Here is a 25,197-nt window from a genome sequence, read left to right on the forward strand (position 1 = left end):
GGTTTATCTTAAAGTATTTTATTTGGTATATGCTATATTCTTTAATAAGCTGACAGCCTCATCTGTCTCAATGGATTCGCTTTCGATCTGGTTGATCAGGTCTTCCATCACCTCGTAATTTTTACCCACTTCCTCCATATGAGTCTCTTTAACCTGTTTTGTAGTGTTTTTCCTGATCCAGTAACGCTCTTTGGCAAAAGGATACTTTGGAAGACCTATACGCTGAGGTTTAGCCTCACCATAGAGCTTGTTCCAATCCAGTTCAAGGCCTTTGACCCATAATTCCAGCAATTTCGAAAGTTTTTTGTTATTTATCCATTTATCAATAGTTTCTTGCAAGTCAGCATCAACATTGAATATAGATACTGAAGTATCGTGATGCTTCACTTCGCCCTGATATACACCTTCTATGCCCTTTTCTGCTTTGCGATAAGCCTGTAGTTTATCGACCAGTTCTTCTATGGAACTAACAATAATTCCAAGTCGAACTTCCATTGCCTCTCTGGATGTCTGCAGAGAATAAGCCAATGCCAACAGATCTATGTCTTCATCAGCCTTATGGATAAAGTTCAGCAAGTCACCTACTTTTTGGTCCAATTGCTCATCAGTCTTAGCAGAAAGCGCTATAATAACCTGACTGCCATCATCCGGATGGGCAATTGTAACTGGCTGAGAAGGTACCGGCGGCAGGTATTCTTCTACTACCACATGAGCATTGGTACCACTACGACCAAACGAACTTACTCCTCCCATACGAGGCTTATCATCTTCCCTATCCCATTTCCTGGTTGTCTTATTGATGTAGAACGGACTGTCTTTCCAGGAGATGTAGTCGTTCTCATCTTCACAGTTAATGGTGGCCGGTATTTTATTGTGTTGTAAGCCTTTAAGCATACTCACCACACTTACCAAACCGGAAGCTGCCATAGTATGCCCCAGGTTACTCTTACAGCTGGTTACCGCACATTTCCCTGATAGGGTCTGTCCGTTGCTGAGCTTTTTGAAAGCATCATTCAGTGCATTAATCTCAATAGGGTCTCCCAATTTTGTACCCGTACCATGGGCAACAATATGAGAGATATCCTGCGGGTTGATATTGTTGTTTGTATAGATCCGCTTGATTAATTCTTCCTGACTTTTTCCATTAGGTGCAGTTACGCCATTAGTCTTTCCGTCAAAATTGATACCACTTGCTTTGATGGTACCGTAAATAGGATTACCTGCCTCAATAGCAGCAGATAACGGTTTAAGCATCAGCACCACCACCGCCTCACTGGCTCCTATTCCATTGGCCTTTTTGGCAAAGCTAAAGCACTGACCATCCTGAGATAGCATGCCTGCCTGACTCATCTTTTCGTAGAATTTCGGAGACAGTATCAATGAAGAAATACCCGCAACCAGTGCTGACTCGCATTCTCCATTGCGCAAGCTTGTGATCGCCTGATGCAGGGCCACCAACCCGGAAGAACATGCCGTGTTGGTTGCAATAGTGGGGCCGTGCAGATCCAGGAAGTAAGACAACCTGGACGATATCATAGCATTACCACTGTTGCCTACGCCCTGCTCATCGGCAATGAGTGCATCGTACTGGCTTTCCTCCATGCCCATAAAAACACCAACTGGAGTTCCTCGTAGTGATGAAGGGTTTATTTGAGCATCTTCAATGGCCTTGTAAGCTTCCATCAGAAGCATTCTTTGACCTGGGTCAGTTGCTTCCGCTTCTCTTGGTGTAATTTCAAAAAACAGCGGATCGAACTCATCTATATTATTGATAAAGCCACCTTTATTGGTGCTGATCTTATTGCCAGAGTGGCCTGGTGCGGTGAAGTAATCACGCCAGTCCCAACGTGACAATGGGACTTCACTGATACCGCTCTCTCCTTTTTCCAGTAATGACCACAACTCATCCACTGTATCTGCTTTAGGAAAACGACCTGACATACCGATAATTGCGATTGGCTCTTGCTCCTGTCTCGCAGCATATGACCGTCCATTGGATGAATTTTGCAAGAAGCGTTTTCTCAATGATCCCCGATTCATCACTGGTTTGGTCACAGGTATTTGTTTTTCTGCATCATTCACTTCACGCTGAGGTTTGCTATAAAACTCCTCCATGTGTGCCTGATATTCTTCCGCAAAGTAACCGCTCAGTTTCTCTATAGTCGAGTAGTTGTAAAATAAGGCCGGAGTTACCTCAAGAGCAAAATGCTCTTTTAACTGCTTGGCAAATGTGGTTAAGCTGATAGAATCGAAGCCGTAATCTGCCAAGTTGGTAACACCATCCAGTTTTGTAGTTGGTATTTTCAGACTGACAGAAACCAACCTGGTCAGGTCTGTATAAGCACATTCTTTGATTGAAAGGTCCTGATATTGGACCTTCCAGCCTTTGCCCATGTGCGATGGCAGGTTCTCTGCCTTTACAGTAGATGTAGCGGATGATTTTTGCTGATCAGCTTCATATATGCGGTGTAGGAATTGCTCCAGACGGTTAGGCTTGCCTTTGAGTACCAGCGTTTGGGTCTCCCCAAACCTGATTAGGTCATGCCATATTTCAAGTCCTTCAGCTGTTTCCAACACATCTTGTCCGCTGCTTTTTAAATAGAAGGCTGCCTGCTCTGCATCACCTTTGCCCATTCCTCCATCTTTCCAGAATGGCCAGTTAATCACAATTGATCTACCCTTGGCCTGTTCGTTTTGTTGACGGTATTGAGCATATGCCATTTGGAAACGGTTGGCTATGGAATAATCACAAGATCCAAAATCACCCAACAAAGCCGCTGATGAAGAAAAATAGCAGACAAAGTTCAACGGGTGCTGCGAAAGTACATCGCTTAATAAAACAGTACCCATGGATTTAGGTTGCAGCACCTCGTTGATACTTTTTGTCGTTTTTTCATAGAACAGCTGAGTGCCCTCCACGCCTGCCGCATGAATAACTCCCGACAGGTCAAAAGAAAGATTCTTCTCCCAAGCTATAAGTGCTTTTTCATCGCTGATATCAACGGCGTCATAGCGCACTTCTTTAGCTCCAGCCTTTTTAAGTTCCTCAATTTTTTCTTCTATACTAGAAGTAAGTGGACTTCTACCCATCAAGATAAGGTTTGCCTGATACTCTTTGGCCAGGTATTGAGCAAAGCTAAACCCAAGTTTACCAATACCGCCGGTGATCAGATAGCTACCATGCTTTTTCAATACCGGCTGCTGATCCTTAACAATACGCTCAGCAGATTTTACTGATAATGCAAACCTGCGCTGGCCTTGATGCCAAGTTATACCCGGATGATGCATAGCCTCCAGAAGCTGCTGAGCAGTAACTGTTGATGTATCGGTGTAAAGCAAAGATACTTTTACATTAGGAAGTACCAGCTTCAACGACCGTTCGAAACCAATCCAGGAGTAATCCCAGCAGCTATCGGCTATCGAAGGGTCATAATGACCGATTAATGTAATATCAATCGGTCGGTTGAATGTCTTAATGGCTTTGAACAGGCTGAACAAGGCGTGAATGCCTGCTTCCTTCTGCCCTTTGGCCCAAGTATAAACCAGGGAAATAGGCTCACCAAATTTCTCATTTACAGCATTCAAAACTTTCTGAATATCGCTGGCATGATTGAATCGGCATGCATAAGTGTTATCAGCCTTCTCGCTGAACTTCTTACCTTGCTGTACAAAAACAGCACTTGTCCATATGGACGCACTATCACCTGTTGTCAATTGCTTTTGAAGTGCCTCGTCTGCAAAAACGATGGCTTGTTTGCTGTCCGGCTGTACCCCGTTAGAGGTCAGTGGCTTATCCTCCCAATACTCTGTAAAGAACAATGGCTGTGAGGCTTCCTCTGTATGACTTGGAACAGTATCGTAGGTCTCTATTGTATTTGCTAAAGCTTCACCCACTGCAAAATTCTGCAAAGCAAATCCGCGCATTTCCACGCAAACATTCCCCTGCTGATCGATTAGATCGATATCGAGCTTAATGTTAGCTCCCTGTACCTCGGAGCGTACCCAAACAGCCATGTCGTTGGTGCAGGCAGATCCAATACGCAGAGTATCCAGCGCAGCCGGGAATAGTGATTGTTCCACAGCATTCTTGTCTGCCACCAAGCTAGTACATGCCTGAAGTACTCCTTCCATGACTGATGGATGAAGTATCATACTATTTTGCTCATTTATGGCTGGCAGGTTTAATTCTGCCAGTAACTGATTTGCTCCCCGATAAACAGCTTTGATTCCTTTATGTGCTGCTCCATATTTAAAGCCCATACGGTTTAAACTGGCATATAAACCATCCGATCCGGACGCAGCATTCATCTCTGTTTTAAGTTGTGCTATATTAAGCTTGCGATTCAGCGGAGTGCCATATCTTGCCTGTCCCTGGAAATGTGCCATTTCCTGTCCGGCTTCAGTACTGAATATTTCGAAATCAATCTCTTCCGTATCGTTGGCAAACAGGGCTATTGAAACTTCCCTGCTTTCTTCCATAACGATCGGCTGTATCCATGATATGTGGTTTAATTCAACCGTTGCATGATTATCCTGAGGTGCATCAGCCAGCACCATAGCTGCACGCGCCATTTCCAAGCAAGTCATTCCAGGTATTACCTGATTGTCACCAATGGCATAGTCGCGCACGAAGTCATCTTCCTGACTAAAGACAGTGCTATAGCTCTGCTGGTGCAGGTCTGATGTATTTCTATGCAGCATAGGGTGAAGTACTTCCGTTGTTTTTCCTATAGCCTTCACCTCCTGATCTGCCGTCTTTTCAATCCAGTAACGCTCTTTCGCAAATGGATATAGCGGCAGGCTTATGCGTTTAGGCTTAATCTCTCCATAAAGCTTGAGCCAATCCAGATCCAGTCCTTTGACCCATAGCTCAAGCAACTTGGACAATTTCTTCTGACCAATATATTTTCCAATGATGGTCTCTTTCATGTCAGCATCGTTACTGATGATGCTGATCCCTTCTTTGCTTCGCTTGACATGGCCCTGATATACACTTTCTATATCATCTTCTTCACTCAGCCATGCCTGAAGTTTTTCAGCCAGTTGATTGGTATTAGCAGCCATCAATCCTAAACGGTGATCCATAGCTTCTCTACCCACCTGTAAGGTATAAGCCAACGCTGTCAAATCTACCTCCTCTGGCGTTTTGCCAATAAATTCCAGTAAATCAGTAGCTTTCTGTTTCAATTGCTCCTCTGACTTGGCCGAAAGTGGGATCATCAACTCAGAATTTTGAGTTATCACCTGTACAGGCCTTTTCACTGATGTTTGTGGGATATATTCTCCCATCACCACGTGAGCATTTGTACCGCTAAAGCCAAAGGCACTGATTGCGGCCTGACGACGTTCGGTACTTTTAACGCTCCAGTCTTTCAACTGAGTGTTAACATAGAAAGGACTGTCTTTCAAGCTAATGTGTTCATTTAGCTGCTCAAAGTTGATGGTCGGAGGCAACTGTCTGTGCTTCATCGCCATCAATACTTTTATGGTACCTGCCACACCAGCAGCAGTCAGACAGTGACCTATGTTACTTTTCACAGAACCCAGTGCACAGTATTCTTCCTCCTGAGTATATTTTTTGAAGGATCTTCGCAATCCTTCCACTTCAATAGGGTCTCCCAATTTGGTACCTGTACCGTGAGCCTCAATCATCTGAATACCGGTAGGATCGATATTGAACTGATCATAAACCTGTTGTTCCAATAGCGTTTGTGACTCGGTATTAGGGGCAGTGATACCATTCGTTTTACCATCCTGATTTATGCCCCATCCATGGATCACGCCAAGGATGTTATCATCATCTCTTTCAGCATCTTCGAGCCTCTTCAGCATAACGGCTCCTACCCCTTCGCCTGGCACAAAGCCATTCGCCCGCTGATCGAAGGTGTAACATCTGCCATCAGGTGATAGCATGCCTGACTGAGAACTCATAATGTGCATGGAGGGTGTAGTCATAACGTAAACTCCACCAGCCAGAGCTACATTGCTGCTGCCTGAGATCAGGCTGTCGCAAGCATTGGCTATAGCTACCAATGATGACGAACAGGCTGTGTCAATAGAGATACAAGGTCCCTGGAGATTCAGGAAGTATGAAATGCGCGCCGCTAAAATGGAACTGGCTGCACCTGTAAATCCCTGAGCACTGAGCTGATGTTTCTTAGACTGTTGCAGGTAATCTCCTGCCGCACACCCCACGAACACACCGCATTTGCTGCCTGACAGCATTTGAGGATCATAACCTGCGTTCTCTATGGTATGCCAGCATGCCTGCAAGAACAGTCTCTGCTGCGGATCCATACTTTCTGCTTCGGATGGCGAAATGTTGAAAAATAGAGGATCAAAAAGATCATACTCTTCCAGGGCTCCCATCCACTTGCTGTAGGATTTTCCCGGAGCTGCTTCTCCTTCCTGGAAGAAGCCGTCCATGCTCCAGCGCTTTTGAGAGATTTCACTGATACAGTTTTTACCCTCTGCAATATTTTGCCAGAACGCTTCTATATTTTTGGCTTCAGGGAACTGACCGGCCATACCAATAACAGCAATAGGTTGCGACTGGTATGTCGACTTTGTAGCCTGATTTGTTCTCAGAGCTGACTTATTACGCCATGAAATGAGTTTCTTTCTAACTACTGGTACCGAAGTCACTTTCTTCGGAGCTTCAGACGGTGTGTTAACCGGAGCTGGTGCTACAGGAGCCACAGGCGCTGCTATAAGTGTTCCCTGTTTTTCTGCCTCTTCTTTAACATGCTCACTGAGTTTGGCAATCGTTGAATGACTGTAAACAATAGTCGCCTGAAGCGATGTATTATACTTGTCATTGATCTTACGGATGAATGTAACCCCAACAATGGAGTCTAAACCAAGATCAACAAACTGACTATTTTCATCAATTTCACTCTCTTCAAGGTGTAGCTCCTTAGCCAACAACTTTTTAAGACTGGATATAATTCCAGGTAGTGCATCAGTAACCGGTTGGGTATCAACAACTGGCTGGGTGTCTATCTGAGTTTGGACCGGAGTCTCTATCTGCACTTCCGAAGTAGCCGGAACTTCAGGCTGACTCACTATTGTACCCAGTTTTTCTGCTTCCTCTTTTACATGATCGGCAAGCTTTGCCAGTGTAGAATAACTGTAAACAATAGTAGCTTGAAGTGAGGTACCATACTTATCGTTAATTTTACGAATGAATGTAACCCCAACGATAGAATCTAGTCCGAGATCAACAAACTGGCTGTTCTCATCTATCTCATCTATTTCGAGGTGCAGTTCTTTCGCTAACAGCTTTTTAAGACTGGATATAATACCTGGTAAAGCATCCTGATTTTGCGATGTTTTTTGCGGCTCAGGGGTTGTAGCATTTTCCGTTACAGGTACGGCTTGTACCTGTGCAGTTCCTTCTTCACTATAGAAGTTACTCTCTATTTGTTTCAATGTATCTGCCTGACCTACAAATGTTTTTTCATGCATAGCCAGTTCACGGCTGTAGGTTTCTTCTAACAGATCCTTGAGGTGTCTTGTAAGTTGCTGTTTTGCAGCAACCAAACCGCTTCGTGGATTTTGTGCTATTTGTTTAGCCAAAGTCAGTGCGGCTTCATTGACATCTTTTCTTGATAAAACCGGCAGCAGCAGCCCTTTGCGCTTTAAATCGCGACCTGCATACTCATTAGCAGTCAATAAAGTTTCTCTGGAGAGATCATATCCTGTTTTGTCAGGGAATATCAGGGTAGCAGCTGCTCCTGGTGTAAACCCATAGTTCATATAAGGGCTTACATAATGACTTTCTTCACTGAACAACATGAAATCAGCAAACATACCCATTGACCACCCTGCACCAATAGCATGACCCTGCATGGCTGCAATTACAGGAACTTTACATTCCATGGCCAGCTGGAATATCTTGGTATCGGTAAACTTAGCTTTGCCCTCCTGAATGGCCAGTAAGCTTTCTTTGGTACCTCCAGAAGCGAAATAGCTGTCATAACCGGTAAATACAACAGCTTTGTAGGCATCCGACTGATCAATGTGTGCAAAGATTTCCTTCATGCCTCCGATAAATGCTTCGGAGAACATATTTTTAGCATCTCTGTCTTCCATTTTCACCTCAACAACACCTTCCGGATGAATGGTAGCTTTAATAACTTCAGATTTAAGCTCAATTGCAGCAGGTGACTCAGGCAGTGCTTTTGAAGATTTTTCTTCGACTTTAAGCCACTCGGGAAGCTGGTTGATTTCATTAGCCAGTACTGTGGCTCTCTCTTTTTTCCATGAGGTCACCGCAGCCCATGAAAGTCTGGCCCAGGATCCGGCTAATGCCACGGCTCTGGTCAATACTTCCTCTTTTTCGGCTATGGCTACTGCGCCTGATAGCTGCATTAACTCTGCTCCTGAATAGGTCTTGATAGCAAACAATAGCTCCTTGCAGGCATAGTTTCCTAAACGGTTTGCAAAGATCAATGCAGCTTGCTTAGCCAACTTAGGTATTTGTAAAATATTTTCAAGTGAATAAGCCCCTTCTTCGTTGTAAATGCAAGAATCACAAGACTGAGCGATCAGCCAGGCCGAACCTTTAGCCTCTGCTCCGATAGCTGCAATTACCGGTACGGGCGCCTCAAGAACTAGTTTTTGAAGAGCCAAAACTTCGTCTACCTCTTCTGCCTTTCCTGTCGTAGTTATAAATCCGGTATCTTCACTGGCAAGTACAATAACCTTATAATATGCACCCTTTCTAACCTGATCGAAAATTTCATCCAGGCCTGATGCTATATCTTTTAGTTTATCTTTTTTCCTGCTTTTCTTGATGCTGATGGTCAGCACATGCTCGGCACTATCTTCCAGCTTCATCAATTTAGATGAAGAAGTGATCCCATTCTTTTTAGTGGCCTTACTTTCACTATCAGCAATCTTTATTACTGTCAGCTTTTCCACCAAAGCCTGTATGTGACGTCCCAGATGTTGCTTTAACAAGCTCAGGGAGATTTGCGATTTAGCAGAAAGGTCTGATGCCAACTCCATAGCATAGGCCTCCACCTCATCAGTAGACAGGATAGGACAGCTCCATCCTTTTGCTTTCATTTCCTTTCCAGTAGATACGGTAGACTGATAAAGGAAGTCGCCGGCAAGGGCTTCACCAAATCTTTCCTTAAAGAGAAGCTCTTCATTGCTTGAAGGGAACAAGCCTTCTTCATGGTCAGTGTAAGAGTATTTACTCTCCAGGCTGCATATCATAAAGTCACACAATGCCCCCACCAAAAATCCAGCGCCGGTAGCTCCACCCTGCATAACCGCTATTATGGGATAAGGGAATGAGGCTATGGACGGATACAGTTTTTGCTTTATGGCTTCGTTATACTCCTCTCTACCTCCATGTAAGAAAACAGAGCCTGTTCCTCTTAACATCAACACTTTGGCTGATGACGCTTCTTTCACGAAATCCAGTGCTCTTAATAGTTGCTCTACCAAGTCACGAGAAAGTGTATTGTAATTGGCCAGTGCATCAATATCTATGGAATACAGGCCATTGCCATGGTCAAACAGTTTCACAAAGGTAGCTACAGTTGCCTTGCTCTTCTGCTCCGGTTGGGATACAGACGATGTATCTGCAAGGCTAACTACTCCTTTACCCTGTACGGGCTGACTCATATCTTTAGCCTTAAGGGCCTGAGGTATAACGAGGGAAACGTTGGTTGGTTTCTCCAGTATCACGTGTGCAATCTGTTGAAATACCGGTTCGCCGGTTGAAGTTTTGCTCACCTGTGGCATTAATTGAATCTGCTTCGGTGCTGTTTGTACAGGTGCTGATGCGGGCGTTGCTGCTTCTGTGGCCACTGGTCTTTCTTTTGGTTGTGACTGCTCTGAGGTAACCGAGGTGACGGCTTCTTCTTGATAATGCACTCCGAGCATTTGGATCGCAACATTTCCATGAGCATCGCACAGATCGATATCTGCTTTTGCTCTATCCGCTGAATAACGTACCCAGGCAAACATTTCTCCTGCACAATTACCTATAATACGCAATGTATCTATACTTCCTGGCAGCAAAGCTTTAGCTGAAGGCTGATTAAAATCCGCCATTAAAGCCATACCGGCTTGTAATGCACCATCAACCAGCGTCGGATGTAGCTGAAAATCGTTTTGAGTTTCTTCAAGAGCATCTGGCAAACTTAGGCTTGCCAGCAATTGCCCATTACCCTGCTGGATAGCGGCTAGACTCTGATATGTTGAAGCATACGCCAGCCCCATTCTTCCGAATGCTGAATAGACATCAGTTGATGCCCACTGCGTTCCATTCAATTGTCTTCTCAATTGCGCAATATCCAGTGCTGAAGGAGTTGCTTCTCTGCTGATAACAGCCTGTCCCTGACAATAAACCGTGTCTTCTTCAGTTTCCGGGCTATATATTTCAAAGTTAACAGCCTCTTGAGTTTGAGCCAGTAGAGCAATATTTACTGGTTTGCTTTCCTCAATATTAGCGGGACCAGCCCATACTGTATTGTGCAACTCCAGGATGTATGGTTCCTCTTGTACCGGCATTGCCTGACTGATGGCTACTCTAGCCATTTCCAGGTAGGTTACCTCAGGAAGTCCCTTTTTACCAGAGTTTGTTACAAAAAATTCATCGCCGCTGAATGTTGAGCTAAAGCCCTGCTCACTCAGGTTAGAAATATTTCTATGCAGTAACGGGTGAAGTGCTACTGCAGCCAATCGGTTAGGAGCTTGCGATGTAGCAGTTACGTCTATCCAGTAACGTTCCCTAGCAAACGGATATACTGGCAAGCTGATCAATTTCGGCTTCGCATTGCTGTAAAGTTTATTCCAGTCAAGCTCGGTGCCTTTAACCCAGGCATCCAATAGTTGGAATAGCTGCTTGCTGGTAATCCACTCATCAACAGTTTGCTGCATGTTTGCGTCGTAAGCTGCATCACGCTTCACTTTTCCCTGATATAGGCCATCTACAGGTTTATCCTCCGTATAGGCCTGTAGTTTCTCTTCGAGCTGACTGATCGAAGTCACAATGAAACCCAGACGCTCGTCCATGGCTTCTCGGCCAACTTGGAGTGTATAAGCCATTGAAGACAGGTCAATGGGCTTATTTTGTTGTGTTGAGGTACGAATAAACTCCAGCAGGTCTTGTGCCTTTTGTTTCAATTGTCCGGCCGTTCTGGCCGACATCGGAACAATAATATCTTTAGTAGCTCCATTCAGGGATACCGGTCTTTCGGCTTCGGTATATTCCTGGATAATAATATGGGCATTTGACCCTCCTGCTCCAAAAGACGAGATGCCTGCTATACGAGGCAAAACTTTTCCTTCCACTACCGGCTGATCCCAATCTCTTAAGGTCTGGTTAACCGTGAATGGTGTTTTCTCAAAATCAATGTGCGGGTTCAACCGTTTTGAATGCAATGAAGGCACGATTTTACGATGCTTCATCTGCAATAATATCTTTGTAACCCCGGCTATACCTGCTGCCGATTCGCAATGTCCTATATTAGACTTGGCAGAGCCCAGTTGGCAATAGGCAGTATCCTGGTTATCCTGATGGAAGGCCTTGGTGAGTGCTGATATTTCAATCGGATCACCTAGTTTGGTACCGGTTCCGTGTGCTTCTATATAGCTGATATGGCGTGGTTCTACACCTGCTTCAGAAAGTGCATGGCTGATAACATTTGCCTGAGCCTTAGGATTAGGGACACTGTATCCATTGGTTTTTCCTCCATGGTTGAGTGAGCTACCTCTGATGATCCCGTAAATATGGTTTCCATCTTTTTTAGCTTCCGATAATCTTTTCAATACTACTGCACCTACACCTTCACCAGGTATGTAGCCGTCCCCTCCCTCTCCAAAGCTCTGGCAGTGACCGTCGCTGGAGATAAACTGACCTGTGCTAAGCATCAGGTATTTGTTGGGATGTACACTAACATTAACCCCTCCGGCAATCGCCAAATCAGTAAGGCCTGCCTTTAAATCCTGGCAAGCAAGATGAATAGCTGTTAAAGATGATGAACACATAGTATCCAGTGTGATGCTCGGACCATGAAGGTTCAAGACATAGGACACTCTGTTGGCAATACTTGCAAGGCTGCCCGACAGGTTGTATTCTCCATACATCACACCTGCATAAACACCTACCTGACCAGCAAGCCCTTTCTTGTGAGGTATTTGCAAACTGGAACGGGTATACCCGGCATCTTCAACAGCCATATAGGCATGCTGTAAAAACAGGCGTTCCTGAGGGTCTATGGATGCTGCTTCACGGGGTGCAATGTTGAAGAACCGCGGATCAAATTCGTCTACTCCTTCAATGAAACCACCCCATTTGCTGTAGTGATGCCCGCTTTTGGTACGATCTTCACTATAGTATTCACGCCAGTCCCAGCGCTCTTTAGGTACTTCTATTATACAATCTTTTCCATCACGCAGGTTGTCCCAGAATGCTTCGATGTTGGATGCCTCAGGGTAGCGACCGCTCAGCCCTACTATGGCAATAGGATCGTCATTGACAGGACGCACTGACTTTGGCTGTCCTTCAAAGGGACGTGGGCGTGTGAAACGTTTCCCTGATGTCAACTTTTGTGGTGCCCGCCTTTCTGGTTGCGACTTAACCTCAACTGATTTTTCCGTACTATCCGTTACGGTATTGAATATAGCAGCTAATTGCGCAGCATGTGATTTAACAAAATACTCAGTAAGTTCTCTAATGGTTTGATACTCAAAGAATAATGTTTTAGACAGTGAACCAAAGGTCTTTTCCAACTGACCTGTAAATTTCATTGCCAGTATAGAGTCAATACCGTAGTTCTCTAGTGGTGCCTGAGGATCTATTTTATGAGATGCCATCTTAAGCAATGAAGAGAATTCCTGACACAAATATTGCTCAGTCTCCTCAAAAAGGTTGTCTGTATTCGTGGCAACCTGAGTTGTTGCCGGCTGCTTTTCAACTTTTGCAGTGGCTTCTTCAGCACCGTTGAGTTGTTGTGGCATCTTTCCTCTAGCAACCAGAACCTGATCCTGACCTAATTCAAGGCTACAATAAAATGCGTGCATGCCTGTGATTGTTTCCAAGGGCTGCACATCCATGGTTTGTTTAAGTATTTCCTGGTTTGCCTGATCTATCTGCATACCTCCCTCCTGCCACAAAGGCCAGTTAATGGAAAGGGTTTGCCCTTGTCGCTGACCGGCATTCACCAGCTGATTGCGATATACTGCAAACTGATCCATGAAGCCATTGGCAGCAGCATAGTCTGCCTGCCCCACATTGCCTAGCAATGAGGCAATTGAAGAGAATAGTACTACAAAATCAAGATCAAGATCTTTACTGGCCTCGTCCAGGTTGAAGGTACCTGCCACTTTAGGGGCAAGTACTTTGCTGAATTCATCACCAGACTTTTTAATAATAAAATTGTCGGCAGTCATCCCTGCACAGTGAATGATTCCGTTGAGTGTTTTACCCTCTCTATTGATTTTGCCTACGAGCTTGTTAACTTGATCTGCACTGTTAAGGTCGAGCTGGTGGTATTCCACTTTATTGTTAAGGGCTGGCAAAGCATCTAGTACTTTTTTCCTTTCCGCAGTTAATGCAGTACGCCCGGTAAGGATAATCCGGGATTGGGTAGTTTGCTTAAGGATCTCTTTGGCAAACAAAATACCCAAGCCCCCCATACCTCCGGTGATGAGGTATACTCCCTGGTCTTTAAAAACAACTTTAGGGCTAACTTGACTGGCCTCCACCTCTTCTCTTTTCAAAACATACCGTGTACCCTGCTCATATTTTAAGATATGATCCTGAGGGTTGGGTTGATTTTCTTTCAGCTGTGCTATCAGTTGATCCGCTTTCACCTGAGGTTGGGTGATGATCACCTGCCCGATCACTTTGGGGTTTTCCAGGCCTGCTGTTTTCAATAACCCTGAAAGTCCTGCAAAAATGACCTGCTCAGCTTCACCTCCAATGGCTACCTGGATCAGTATTTTTCCCTGAGGTTTGTTGGAAAGTATCTGTTTAATATACTCAAAACAAGCCAAAGCATAATTTTCATATTTATCAGCTATATTGGCCTGCGCCGCTGCCTGTAAAGTCAAAACCTGACTACCAGGAAGTGAGGTTTCAAGCGTTTTACCATTAACTTCTGGCAGTTCACACAGGATAACGTGCTTTTGGGCATACTCTACCTGATTGGCAGACGATACCGCACCGGCTTCCCAAACCGGACTTGAAAGTAATGTACCTTCAGTTTTGCCCTGTTCCTGTTGTTTTATAGCCTTGATCTTCTCTAATGCTTCTATTTGAGTAAGCTTTCCTCTGGAAATATCTTGAAATATCTTTTTTAGGTTCTCTTTCATCTTTTCCTTTAAATTTTCTCGAGAATTCAGTTTCTAAACTAATTCTGCTGCTTCTTCATCAGAAGAAAGTTTTTTTGATCTTCCCCTTTTAAGACCTGGAAATACTTGTTTAAAATCATTTTCAAACTAGGAATGAAGAAACCGGGAGTTTAAATCAACTCCATGGCTTCTTCATCAGAAAGTTCCTTATTCATCACACTTTGAATAAGCTTTTGATAGTAAGCATCATCAAACTCTGCTGTACTATCATTGTTTTGGTTCACTGAACCATTTTTAGTTGTATGTATCGGTTTACTACTGCTCTCCATTACGCGGAAGGCAAAACCTTTAATCTGTACACATACCGTCCCTGCTTCATCGCAAAGATCGATATCCAGTTTGGTCACTCTGCCATCCGGGTCACTGTCAGGCGAGTACCTCACCCAGGCAACCATCTTTTTGGTGCAAGCGGAAATAATGCTCAACGACTCTAGCGCAAATGGCAACATGGGCTGCGACGGAACTTGATCCAATCCCTGAAATAGCCCAATAGATGCTTGCAATGCACTGTCCATCAAACTCGGATGCAGTACGTAGTCCTCATGCTCATTTTCAACTACTGCCGGCAGAACCAAGTCTGCCAACACTTGTCCTTCACCTCTGTATATCGCCTCTATGCCCTGGTGTGCCGGACCATAGTATAGCTCCATTTGGGTAAACGCTGCGTAAATATTGCTGCGCTCCAGTTTACCCGCCTTCATCTGTGCTCTGAGTTGTGCAATATCCAGCTTTTCAGCTTCTGACCTACTACTGAATATGGCCTGTCCCTGAAAATGAGTGGCTTCTTCGCCATCATGATCACTAGATATTTCATAGTGTATCAGTTCACCTTCTTCAGGGTCTGAGTCGTCCAAATACAGGGCTGCATTAATTTGCTTTCTCTGGTTTACCATAAAAGGCTGTATCCAGGCAATATTGTGCAGTTCAAGTACGGCTGATTCCGTTGGATCAGGCATTGACCTGCCAATGGCCTCACGGATCATTTCCAGGTATGCCACTCCAGGGAGTACTTTTTGTTTGAACACCTGATGGTCTCTTAAGAAGAACTCTTCTCCATTAAAAGTAGCGCTATAGCTCTGTCTGCTAAAGTCGGAAGTGTTGACATGCAACAATGGATGCAGCACCGACGTTGCCTTGCCATTGGCAATCATATTGGCTTCATCACTCACTTCAATCCAGTACCGCTCTTTGGCAAACGGATATACCGGCAGACTCATTCGTTTCGGTTTGTTTTCGCCATAAAGCTTACTCCAATCCAAGTTAAGTCCTTTAACCCAAAGATCCAGAAGTTTGGACAGTTTCTTTTGAGAGATCCAGTTTTTAATAATGGCTTCGCGCATATCCGCATCATTGCTGATAATGCGTAAACCTTCCTTATTTCTATTCACCTGTCCCTGATATACTCCTGCAATGTCTTCATCTCCATCGATATAAGCCTGAAGTTTTTTTGCGAGCTGATCAACACTATTGACCATGAAGCCCAGTCGATCTTCCATAGCTTCCCTTCCCACCTGCAAGGTGTAGGCCAGCTCTATAAGATCGATAGACTCACGTTCTCTTTCTATGAGCTTCAACAGGTCTGAAGCTCTTTGTTTCAACTGCTCTTCTGACTTGGCTGAAAGCGGGATCATATGCTCATCATTCTGGGTGATGACCTGAACCGGCTTTTTCATAGCTGATGGCTGAGGGATATATTCACCCAATACCAGGTGGGCATTGGTACCACTAAAACCAAAAGAGCTAATGGCTGCCAGACGCTGTTTGGTTTCCTTTACTTTCCAATCTTTCAACTGGGTGTTAACATAGAACGGGCTGCCATCAAGATTAATATGTTCGTTTAACTTTTCAAAATTTATAGTTGGTGGCAACTGTTGGTGCTTCATGGCTTGCAGTACTTTGATGAACCCTGCTACGCCTGCTGCTGTCAGACAGTGGCCTATATTACTCTTTACGGAACCTAATGCGCAATACTCCTTTTCCTCAGTATATTTCTTAAAGGATCTTCTCAACCCGTCCACCTCAATGGGGTCTCCCAACTTGGTGCCTGTACCATGAGCTTCGATGAGTTGAATATCATTAGGGTCGATCTGGAACTGATCGTAGACCTGCTGCTCCAAAAATATTTGTGATTCTGTATTAGGAGCTGTAATACCATTGGTTTTACCATCCTGATTTAAGCCCCACCCTTTGATTGTGCCCAGGATATTGTCATTATCTCTTTCTGCATCTTCCAGCCTCTTCAGCATGACTACCCCTACACCTTCACCAGGTACAAATCCATTAGCGCGCTGATCGAAGGTATAGCATCTACCATCTGGAGACAGCATACCTGACTGGGATGTTTTGATATGCATATCAGGCCCTCCCATCACATAGACGCCACCTGCCAGAGCTGAATCAATACTACCTGCTACGAGGCTGTCGCAGGCATTAGCAATAGCCACCAGTGATGATGAACATGCGGTATCCATAGATACGCATGGTCCTTGTAAATTCAGGAAGTATGATATACGAGCCGCCAATATGGAAGTAGAGCCACCTGTAAAGCCTTGCGCACTTAGCTGCTGCTCTCTCGACAAATTCTGGTAGTCACCATAGGCACATCCTACATAGACCCCACATTTGCTGCCTGATAATGCATGTGGATTATACCCCGCACTTTCTATGGCATGCCAGCAGGCCTGCATAAACAAACGTTGCTGCGGGTCCATGCTCTCTGCTTCAATGGGTGAAATAGTAAAGAATAGTGGATCAAAAAGATCATATTCTGCTAATTGTCCCATCCATTTGCTGCTGGTTTTTCCTGGCACAGGATCACCTTTCTGATAGTATTTGTTTACATCCCAACGCTCTTGAGGTATTTCACTGATACAGTTTTTTCCCTCGGCTATATTTTGCCAGAACTCTTCCACGTTTTTGGCTTCGGGGAACTGACCGGCCATACCTACTACTGCGATGGTCTGTGACTGATTAGACCTTTTTGCTGTTGAGGTAGTCCTTAACGCTACGCCGTTACGCCATGACTCTAGTTTCTTCCCTGCCAATTTAGTGATCACCTTTCGAGCAACCTGTACGGCAGGTGTTTCTACCGGAGCAGGAGCAGGTGTCACAGGCTTACTGACAATCGTTCCCAGTCTTTCTCCTTCTTCCTTCACATGCTCGCTAAGCTTTGCGATGGTGGAGTAGCTGTAAACAATAGTAGCCTGTAAAGGAATATTGTATTTATCACTGATCCTACGGATGAATGTTACGCCAATGATAGAATCTAGACCCAGATCTACAAACTGGCTGTCTTCATCAATCTCATCTTCCTGCATATGCAGCTCTTTAGCCAGTAGCTTTTTGAGACCCGAGATGATGTCGGGAAGCACATCTGCATCAGCCGCAGTATTAGTGCTTGTGCTTACCGGCGTTTCGGCAGGAGCTTCAACAACCGCCGGAGCAACCGGCTCGCTTACCAGCGTACCTAGTTTTTCGGCTTCTTCCTTAACATGACCCGCCAGTTTGGCAATCGTGGAATAACTATATACGATTGTGGCCTGTAGTGGAATATTATATTTATCACTGATTTTACGGATGAACGTTACTCCGATGATAGAATCCAGCCCCAGGTCTACAAACTGGCTGTCTTCATCAATCTCATCCACCTGCATGTGTAATTCTTTGGCCAGCAGTTTTTTGAGACTGTTAATGATTTCGGGCAATGCATCAGCACTGTAAGAAGTACTTTGAGGAGTAGGGACTGGTGTTTGCTCTACCGGCAACACCTGAGGTTGTACTTCCCCAGAAGCACTATAAAAGTTGCTTTCTATCTGATTTAATGTATCCGTCTGACCTACAAATGTCTTCTCATGCATGTCCAACTCGCTGCTCAGTGTTTCATCGAGCAGATCGTAAAGATGTTTGGTCAGCTGGTTTTTAAAGGCTATCAGACTGCTGCGTGTGTTTTTCGCAATTTCTTTTGCCAAATCAAATGCAGTCGAGAGTATTTGCTTTCTGGACAGCACCGGTAACGACAAGCCTTTCCCTTTTAACTCACTACCCGAGTACTCTACTGCAGTCATTAAGGTCTCACGGGCCAGATCATACCCTGTTTTGTCAGGGAATATCATGGTAGCTCCTGCTCCCGGAGTGAAACCGTAATTCATGTAAGGACTTACATAGTGGCTCTCTTCACTGAACAAGGTAAAGTCTGCAAACATACCCATGGACCATCCTGCACCAATTCCGTGGCCTTGCATGGCCGCAATGACAGGAAGTTTACAGTTCAGGGCTAACTGGAATATCTTGGTATCTGTAAATTTAGCTTTACCTTCCTGAATGGCGAGTAAGCTTTCTTTGGTACCTCCCGATGCAAAGTAACTGTCATATCCTGAGAACACTACCACTTTATACTCTGGAGCCTGTGCAATGTGATCGAACACCTCAACCATGCCTTCGATAAATGCAGGGGAGAACATATTCTTCGCCTCACGATCTTCCATCCTCACTTCTACAATACCTTCGGGATGAATCGTAGCTTTAATCACTGATGACTTAAGCTTGATAGCCGTTGCTTTTTTAGGTAAAGTGCCTGAGGTTTTCTCTTCCACTTCTACCCACTCCGGCAATTGCTTTTGTGCTGCACTTATGGCTGCTGCTCTCTCCTTTTTCCAGGAGTTTACAGCTTCCCATGGCAATTGTGTCCATTGCTGAGCCTGTTGCTGTGCTTCTGACTGTACATCTTTAGATACGACAATACCTCCTGCCTGCTGTAAGTCTGCTCCGGTAAATGATTTACCGGTCAGCAATATTTCTTTGCATACATGGTGGCTTAAGCGCTCTCCCAATATCATGGTGGCTACCCTTGCCAGTTTAGTATCCTGCAATAGGTTAGCTGCCGAGTAAGTGCCTGCCTCCTGGTAGATACAGGCATCGCATGACTGGCTGATCAGCCAGCCTGCATCGGTTGCTCCTGCTGTTGCAGCGATTACAGGTACTGGCGATACATTCAATATGTCCTGAAGTTCAAGTACTCCTTCTGAGTCACCTGATCCTGAAATGAATTCAGCATCATCGCTGGTCAGTATTACTGCTTTGTAATGTTTACCTTTTTCGACCTGACCAAAGACACCGGACAGACCTGAGACTATATCTTTTAACTTATCTTTCTTCTTACTTTTCGCTATTCTCAAAGTCAACACCTGCTCTGCTCCTGTTTCTACTTTCAGCAGTTTGGAGTCGCTGGTGATTTGATGACTTGCTGCAGGTTTGCTTTCTGCTTTCAGGCCTTCCTCCGCTTTAAGTTTTTCCGCTTCTGCTAGTATGTGTCGGCCTAAATGCTGCTTGAGTAAACTCAATGATAATGCTGATTTGCTGGCAAGGTCTTCTGCTAATCGCTCAGCATAAGCCTCCACTTCCGTTGATGGTACGATAGGAAAACTCCAGCCATTGGCCTTCAACTCCTTACCTATTCGCGTTGCTGATTGGTACAGCATATCTTTTGCGAAAGCTTCTCCAAAGCGCTCTGTCAGCACCCTTTCTTCACTTACTGTGGGTAGCAAACCTTCCGCTTTGTAAGTGTAAACACTCTCTTCGCTACCAACCATAAAGTCACTCAATGCTCCTACCAAAAAACCTGTACCCGTGGCATCACCCTGCATGATTGCTATTACAGGGTGGGGAAATGATGCCAGGGTTTGATACAGGTTTTCTTCTATGGCTACGTTAAATTCTTCTCTGCCCCCTTTCAAGAACGTAGAACTGCTTCCACTAAGTGTCAGTACTTTTACTGATTCTAATTGCTTTACATAGTTGAGCGCATGTACCAGTTGTGCTGCCACTTCCTTAGAGAGGATATTATCTTTGGCATTTATCTTTATCGCGTAGATACCATTACCATTATCAAACAGAGTCACATAAGAAGCTCCGTTAGTGGATGGTACTGTCTTAGCCATAGCCGCAGAGGTACTGGACAGGCTAATGACTGCCTTTTGTGTTAATACACGATCTAATTTTAGTGCCTCTGGTGTAACCAATGATACATTGGTCGGTTTTTTCAGGGATACCCTTTCAAATTTTTGAGCTACGGGTAAACCATGTGAAGCCGTATTCTCCTCTGCCGGAGGTGTTATATGTAGTTGTTTTGGTTTTGCTTTTACCAGCTTCGGTGTAGACTGTGGTACCTGCACGGGTTGTTGTACCGGGGCTGATTGTTTTTGCGTTGGCTGCTCAGTTGCACTTACAGCTTCTTCGTAATAGCTTACTCCACGCATCTGCACACATACGTTACCTTGCGCATCGCATAGATCAATATCAATTTTATCCTGACTGTCAGCCGAGTAGCACACCCAAGCGTACATTTCTTCCGTGCAGCTATTAAGCAGGCTAACAGCATCTATACTCCCTGTTTGCAAGGGCTGAGGTAACGGTTGACCCATATCAACCAACAAGGCTATTCCTGCTTGTAAAGCGCCCTCTACCATGGCTGGGTGCAATTGGTACGCTTCCCGGTTTTGCTCAACAGCTTCCGGTAGATTCAGGTGTGCCAGCAGTTGCCCGTTACCCTGCTCAATGGAGCTAATGGCCTGATATGATGCCCCATAGGATAAACCCATGCCATTAAAGGCGGAATAAAGGCTTGATGAGGTCATCTGACTATTCATCTGCCCTCTGAGCTGTGCTATATTAAGAGCAAACGGAGAAGGTTGCCGGGTAACTATTGCCTGTGCCTGACAATGTACAACCTCTCCTTCTTGCTCAATGCTATATATTTCAAAATCTACTGTATCATTGGTTTGTGCAAACAATGCAATATTCACCTGCCAGTTTTCACTTACCACTGCAGGATCAGCCCAAACTGCATTGCGTAGTTCTAATATGTAAGGCTCTGTCTGCGCAGGCAATGAGCGTTCAATGGCAGCCCGGGCCATTTCCAGGCTGGCCGCTGCAGGAAATACTTTTTGCAGACCACCTATATTTACCTGATAATCAGATGAAAAGAATTCATCTCCTCTAAAAGTAGAGCTGTAGCTCTGCTGTGTAAAGTCGGATGAATTGGCATGTAGCAAAGGGTGTAAAACTGCCGTGGATGTAGCTCCGGATACCATCGGTGTTTCTGAAATATCCACCCAATAACGCTCTCTGGCAAATGGATACGTTGGCAGACTGATCGTTTTAGGTCTGGTCGCTCCATAAAGTTTTTGCCAATCCAGTTCCACCCCTTTAATCCAAAGATCGAGTAGTTTGGTTAACTTCTTATCTGCTACCCAGTTCGCTACGGTTTTTTGCATGTCTGCCTCAGTAGCAAACATCTGAACTGAGTCCTGGTTGCGTTTTACACGTCCCTGGTAAAAGTCTTCAATACTTTCCTTACCACTCAGGTAAGCCTGAAGTTTCTCCGCCAGTTGGTCCAGTGAGTTTACCACAAAGCCCAAACGCTCTTCCATAGCCTCACGACCTGCTTGTAAAGTATATGCCATATCCGCTAGGTCTATAGGCCTGCTTTCCTGCTCTGACAGGTGAATAAACTCCAACAGGTCCTGAGCCTTTTGCTTCAACTGCTCGGCTGTTCTCGCAGATAATGGAATAATTACTTTGGTCCCATTCAGGGTATTTACCTTTTGGGTAACAGGGTACTCTTCTATAACGATGTGGGCATTTGAGCCTCCGGCACCAAAAGAGGATATGCCTGCTATTCGTGGCAATACCTTTCCATTGACCTGAGGTTTTTCCCAATCTGTTAAGGTCTGATTAACTATAAATGGAGTTTTCTCAAAATCAATATGCGGATTTAAACGCTTAGAATGCAGCGAAGGAACGATCTTCCTATGCTGTATCTGTAGCAATATTTTTGTAAGTCCGGCAATACCGGCTGCTGATTCGCAGTGCCCTATGTTGGACTTGGCTGAGCCTATGAGGCAATAGCCCGTATCTTCGTTGTTTTGATGAAAGGCTCTGGTCAAGGCCGCTATCTCGATAGGGTCTCCAAGTTTAGTGCCTGTACCATGGGCCTCTATATAGCTGATATGACGAGGATCGGTATCTGCATCTTTTAATGCACGACTAATCGCACTTGCCTGGGCCTTTGGGTTAGGTACGCTATAACCATTGGTTTTACCTCCGTGGTTCAGTGAGCTGCCTTTGATAATTCCATAGATGTGGTTTCCATCTCTTTTGGCTTCCGACAGTCGTTTCAGCACCACTGCTCCTACCCCTTCTCCCGGGATATATCCGTCACCACCTTCACCAAAACTCTGGCAGTGTCCATCGTTGGAAATAAACTGCCCTGCACTGAGCATCAGATATTTATTGGGATGAATACTTACATTGACCCCTCCGGCAATCGCCAGATTGGTACGTCCTTCTTTCAGGTCCTGACAGGCAATGTGAATTGCTGTCAGTGATGAAGAGCACATGGTGTCAATGGTCATGCTTGGCCCATGGAGGTTTAGGAAATAGGATACCCTGTTAGCCACACTGGCATAACTACCGGAAATACCCATACGATTACCTCGCATGCTTTCTTCAGCACCAAACAACTGATATTCGCTGTACATGACACCTACATAAACGCCTACCTGACCGGCCATGTCATCATCATGAGATATCTGTAGGCTGGCCCGGGTGTATCCTGCATCCTCTACGGCCATCCAGGCATGCTGTAAAAACAAACGTTCCTGAGGATCGATGGAAGCTGCTTCTCTGGGTGAGATATTGAAAAAACGAGGGTCAAACTCATCTACACCTTCAATAAACCCGCCCCATTTGCTGAAGTGATGCCCGGTTTGTGTGCGGTCATCACTGTAGTATTCGTGCCAATCCCACCTGTCTTTTGGCACCTCTGTGATACAGTCTTTACCCTCTCGCAAGTTGCGCCAGTAAGCTTCAATATTGGCAGCTTCGGGGTAACGACCGCTCAGACCTACGATTACAATAGGATCATCGTCATGAATCTGTCTGTTTGTATTTTTTGAAGCTACAGTTTTTCGTCTGCGGCTTAAACGTCTTTTGCTAATGTTTCTAACCGGTGTCTCCCGTTGTACTTCTACCAGGGGCTCCTGTTCTTTTTCACCAGTAGCAAAAAGCTCGGATAACCTATCGGCATGATACTTAATAAAGTATTCGGTAAGTTCCTGAATGGTTTGATACTCGAAAAAGAGGGTTTTAGGTAAAGCATCAAAAGTCTTTTCCAGTTGAGCTGTCAGGCTCATCGCCAATATGGAGTCAATACCATATTTCTCCAGGGGTGCCTGCGGATCTAGCTTATCAGCCGCAATACCTAGCACAACGGCAAACTGCTTACATAAATATTCCTGAGTTTGTTCGGTAAGACTTTCAGTGTTCACTTTAGAAACGGGCTGCTCCATGCGTGATGGTGCAGAAGCTGTTTTTTCCTTTGTTTTCTGGTTTTCAAGAAGGGCTTTGCGCATTTGGACTACATCTCCTTCCATCACCATGGTCTGACTGTATCCCAGTTCCAGACCATAATGGAATGTAAATACTCCGCTGCTGGCAGGCATAGGGTGCATTCCAAAAGTTTTGCGTAGTGCTTCCTGATTTTCTCCAACCATTTGCATACCTCCGTCCTGCCATAGTGGCCAGTTGATAGACAGGGTATGTCCACGCCGCTGCCCTGACTCTACCAGTTGATTGCGATAGGTAGCAAAATGATCCATAAACCCATTCGCCACAGCATAATCGGACTGTCCCACATTGCCCATCATAGAGGTAATGGACGAAAACAGTACCAGAAAGTCGAGATCAATATCTTTGGTAGCTTCATCCAGGTTAAATGTACCAGATACTTTAGGTGCCAGTACTTTCTCAAACTCTTCGTTTGACTTTCTAAGAATAAAGTTATCGAAAGCTACACCTGCACTATGAATGATTCCATTGAGTTGTTTATGCTCTTTGATGATAGATGCAATGGTATTTTTAACCTGTGCTGCATCATCCATATCCATTTGCATATACTCAACCGTATGATTTCCGACAGGCAGTGCATCTAAAATGGCTTTCTTTTCTGCTGTTAATTTAGAACGGCCTGTTAAGATGATCCTGGCCCGGGAAGTTTGCCTCAGAAGTTCTTTAGTAAATACTACTCCCAAGCCTCCCAGGCCACCTGTGATGAGGTATGCTCCCTGATCTTTAAAAGCAATTTTGGGTTGCACCTGACCTGCTTTTATTTCTTTGAGCTGCATGACATACCTGGTGCCATGCTCATATTTTATTAAGGTATTTTGTTTCTCTGCCTGATTGGCCTGCAATTGAGAAACAAGTTCTTCTCCATTAACTTCTGGCTCCGTAATGATAACCTGATGGACCAACTGTGGGTTTTCAAGGCTGGCAGTTTTCAACAGTCCCAGAAGTCCTGCAAAAATAGCTTGTTCGCCATGATTTGCCACAACCAACTGGATCAACACTGGCCCGGCTGGCTTATTGCTCAATATTTTACGGACCAGTTCAAAGCACGACAGTGCATAGCTGTTGAATCGCTCGGCTATGTTTTTGTGCTTGGCTGCAGGCAAAGCAAGAACCTGGAGATGTGGAAGTGCCTTTTTTAGCTGCTCGTCTTTAAGGTGAGGCAGTTCGCACAAAACCAGGTGATGTTGAGTATACTCAGGCTGGCCTTCAGACTGCCTGCTTACGGAAGCTTGCTCCCAGCTCGGCCTGGCCAATAGCCTGCCAGTACCTTTGCCCTGCTTCTGCTGTTTTATAGCCTTGATCTTCTCCAGTGCTTCTTTTTGCGTAAGTTTTCCACTAGAGAGGTCCTGATATATTTTTAGTAATTCCATGTTATTTGGTAGTGAGATTTGAGATGAACTTGTCTACTGCTTTTGC

At 44.9% G+C, this 25,197-nt stretch carries 2 protein-coding genes; both read right to left on the reverse strand.

The window, feature by feature from the left end:
• Positions 1 to 18: 18 nt before the first annotated feature.
• Positions 19 to 14,337, reverse strand: coding sequence for an SDR family NAD(P)-dependent oxidoreductase (locus JMN32_RS24820; protein ID WP_202859111.1), 14,319 nt, complete (start codon positions 14,335 to 14,337; stop codon positions 19 to 21).
• Between the two features lie 149 nt (positions 14,338 to 14,486).
• Positions 14,487 to 25,151: an SDR family NAD(P)-dependent oxidoreductase gene (locus tag JMN32_RS24825; RefSeq protein ID WP_202859112.1), complete on the reverse strand. Its 10,665-nt coding sequence runs from the start codon at positions 25,149 to 25,151 to the stop codon at positions 14,487 to 14,489.
• Positions 25,152 to 25,197: the final 46 nt, after the last annotated feature.

The sequence above is a fragment of the Fulvivirga marina genome (assembly GCF_016775155.1).
Taxonomy (GTDB): domain Bacteria; phylum Bacteroidota; class Bacteroidia; order Cytophagales; family Cyclobacteriaceae; genus Fulvivirga; species Fulvivirga marina.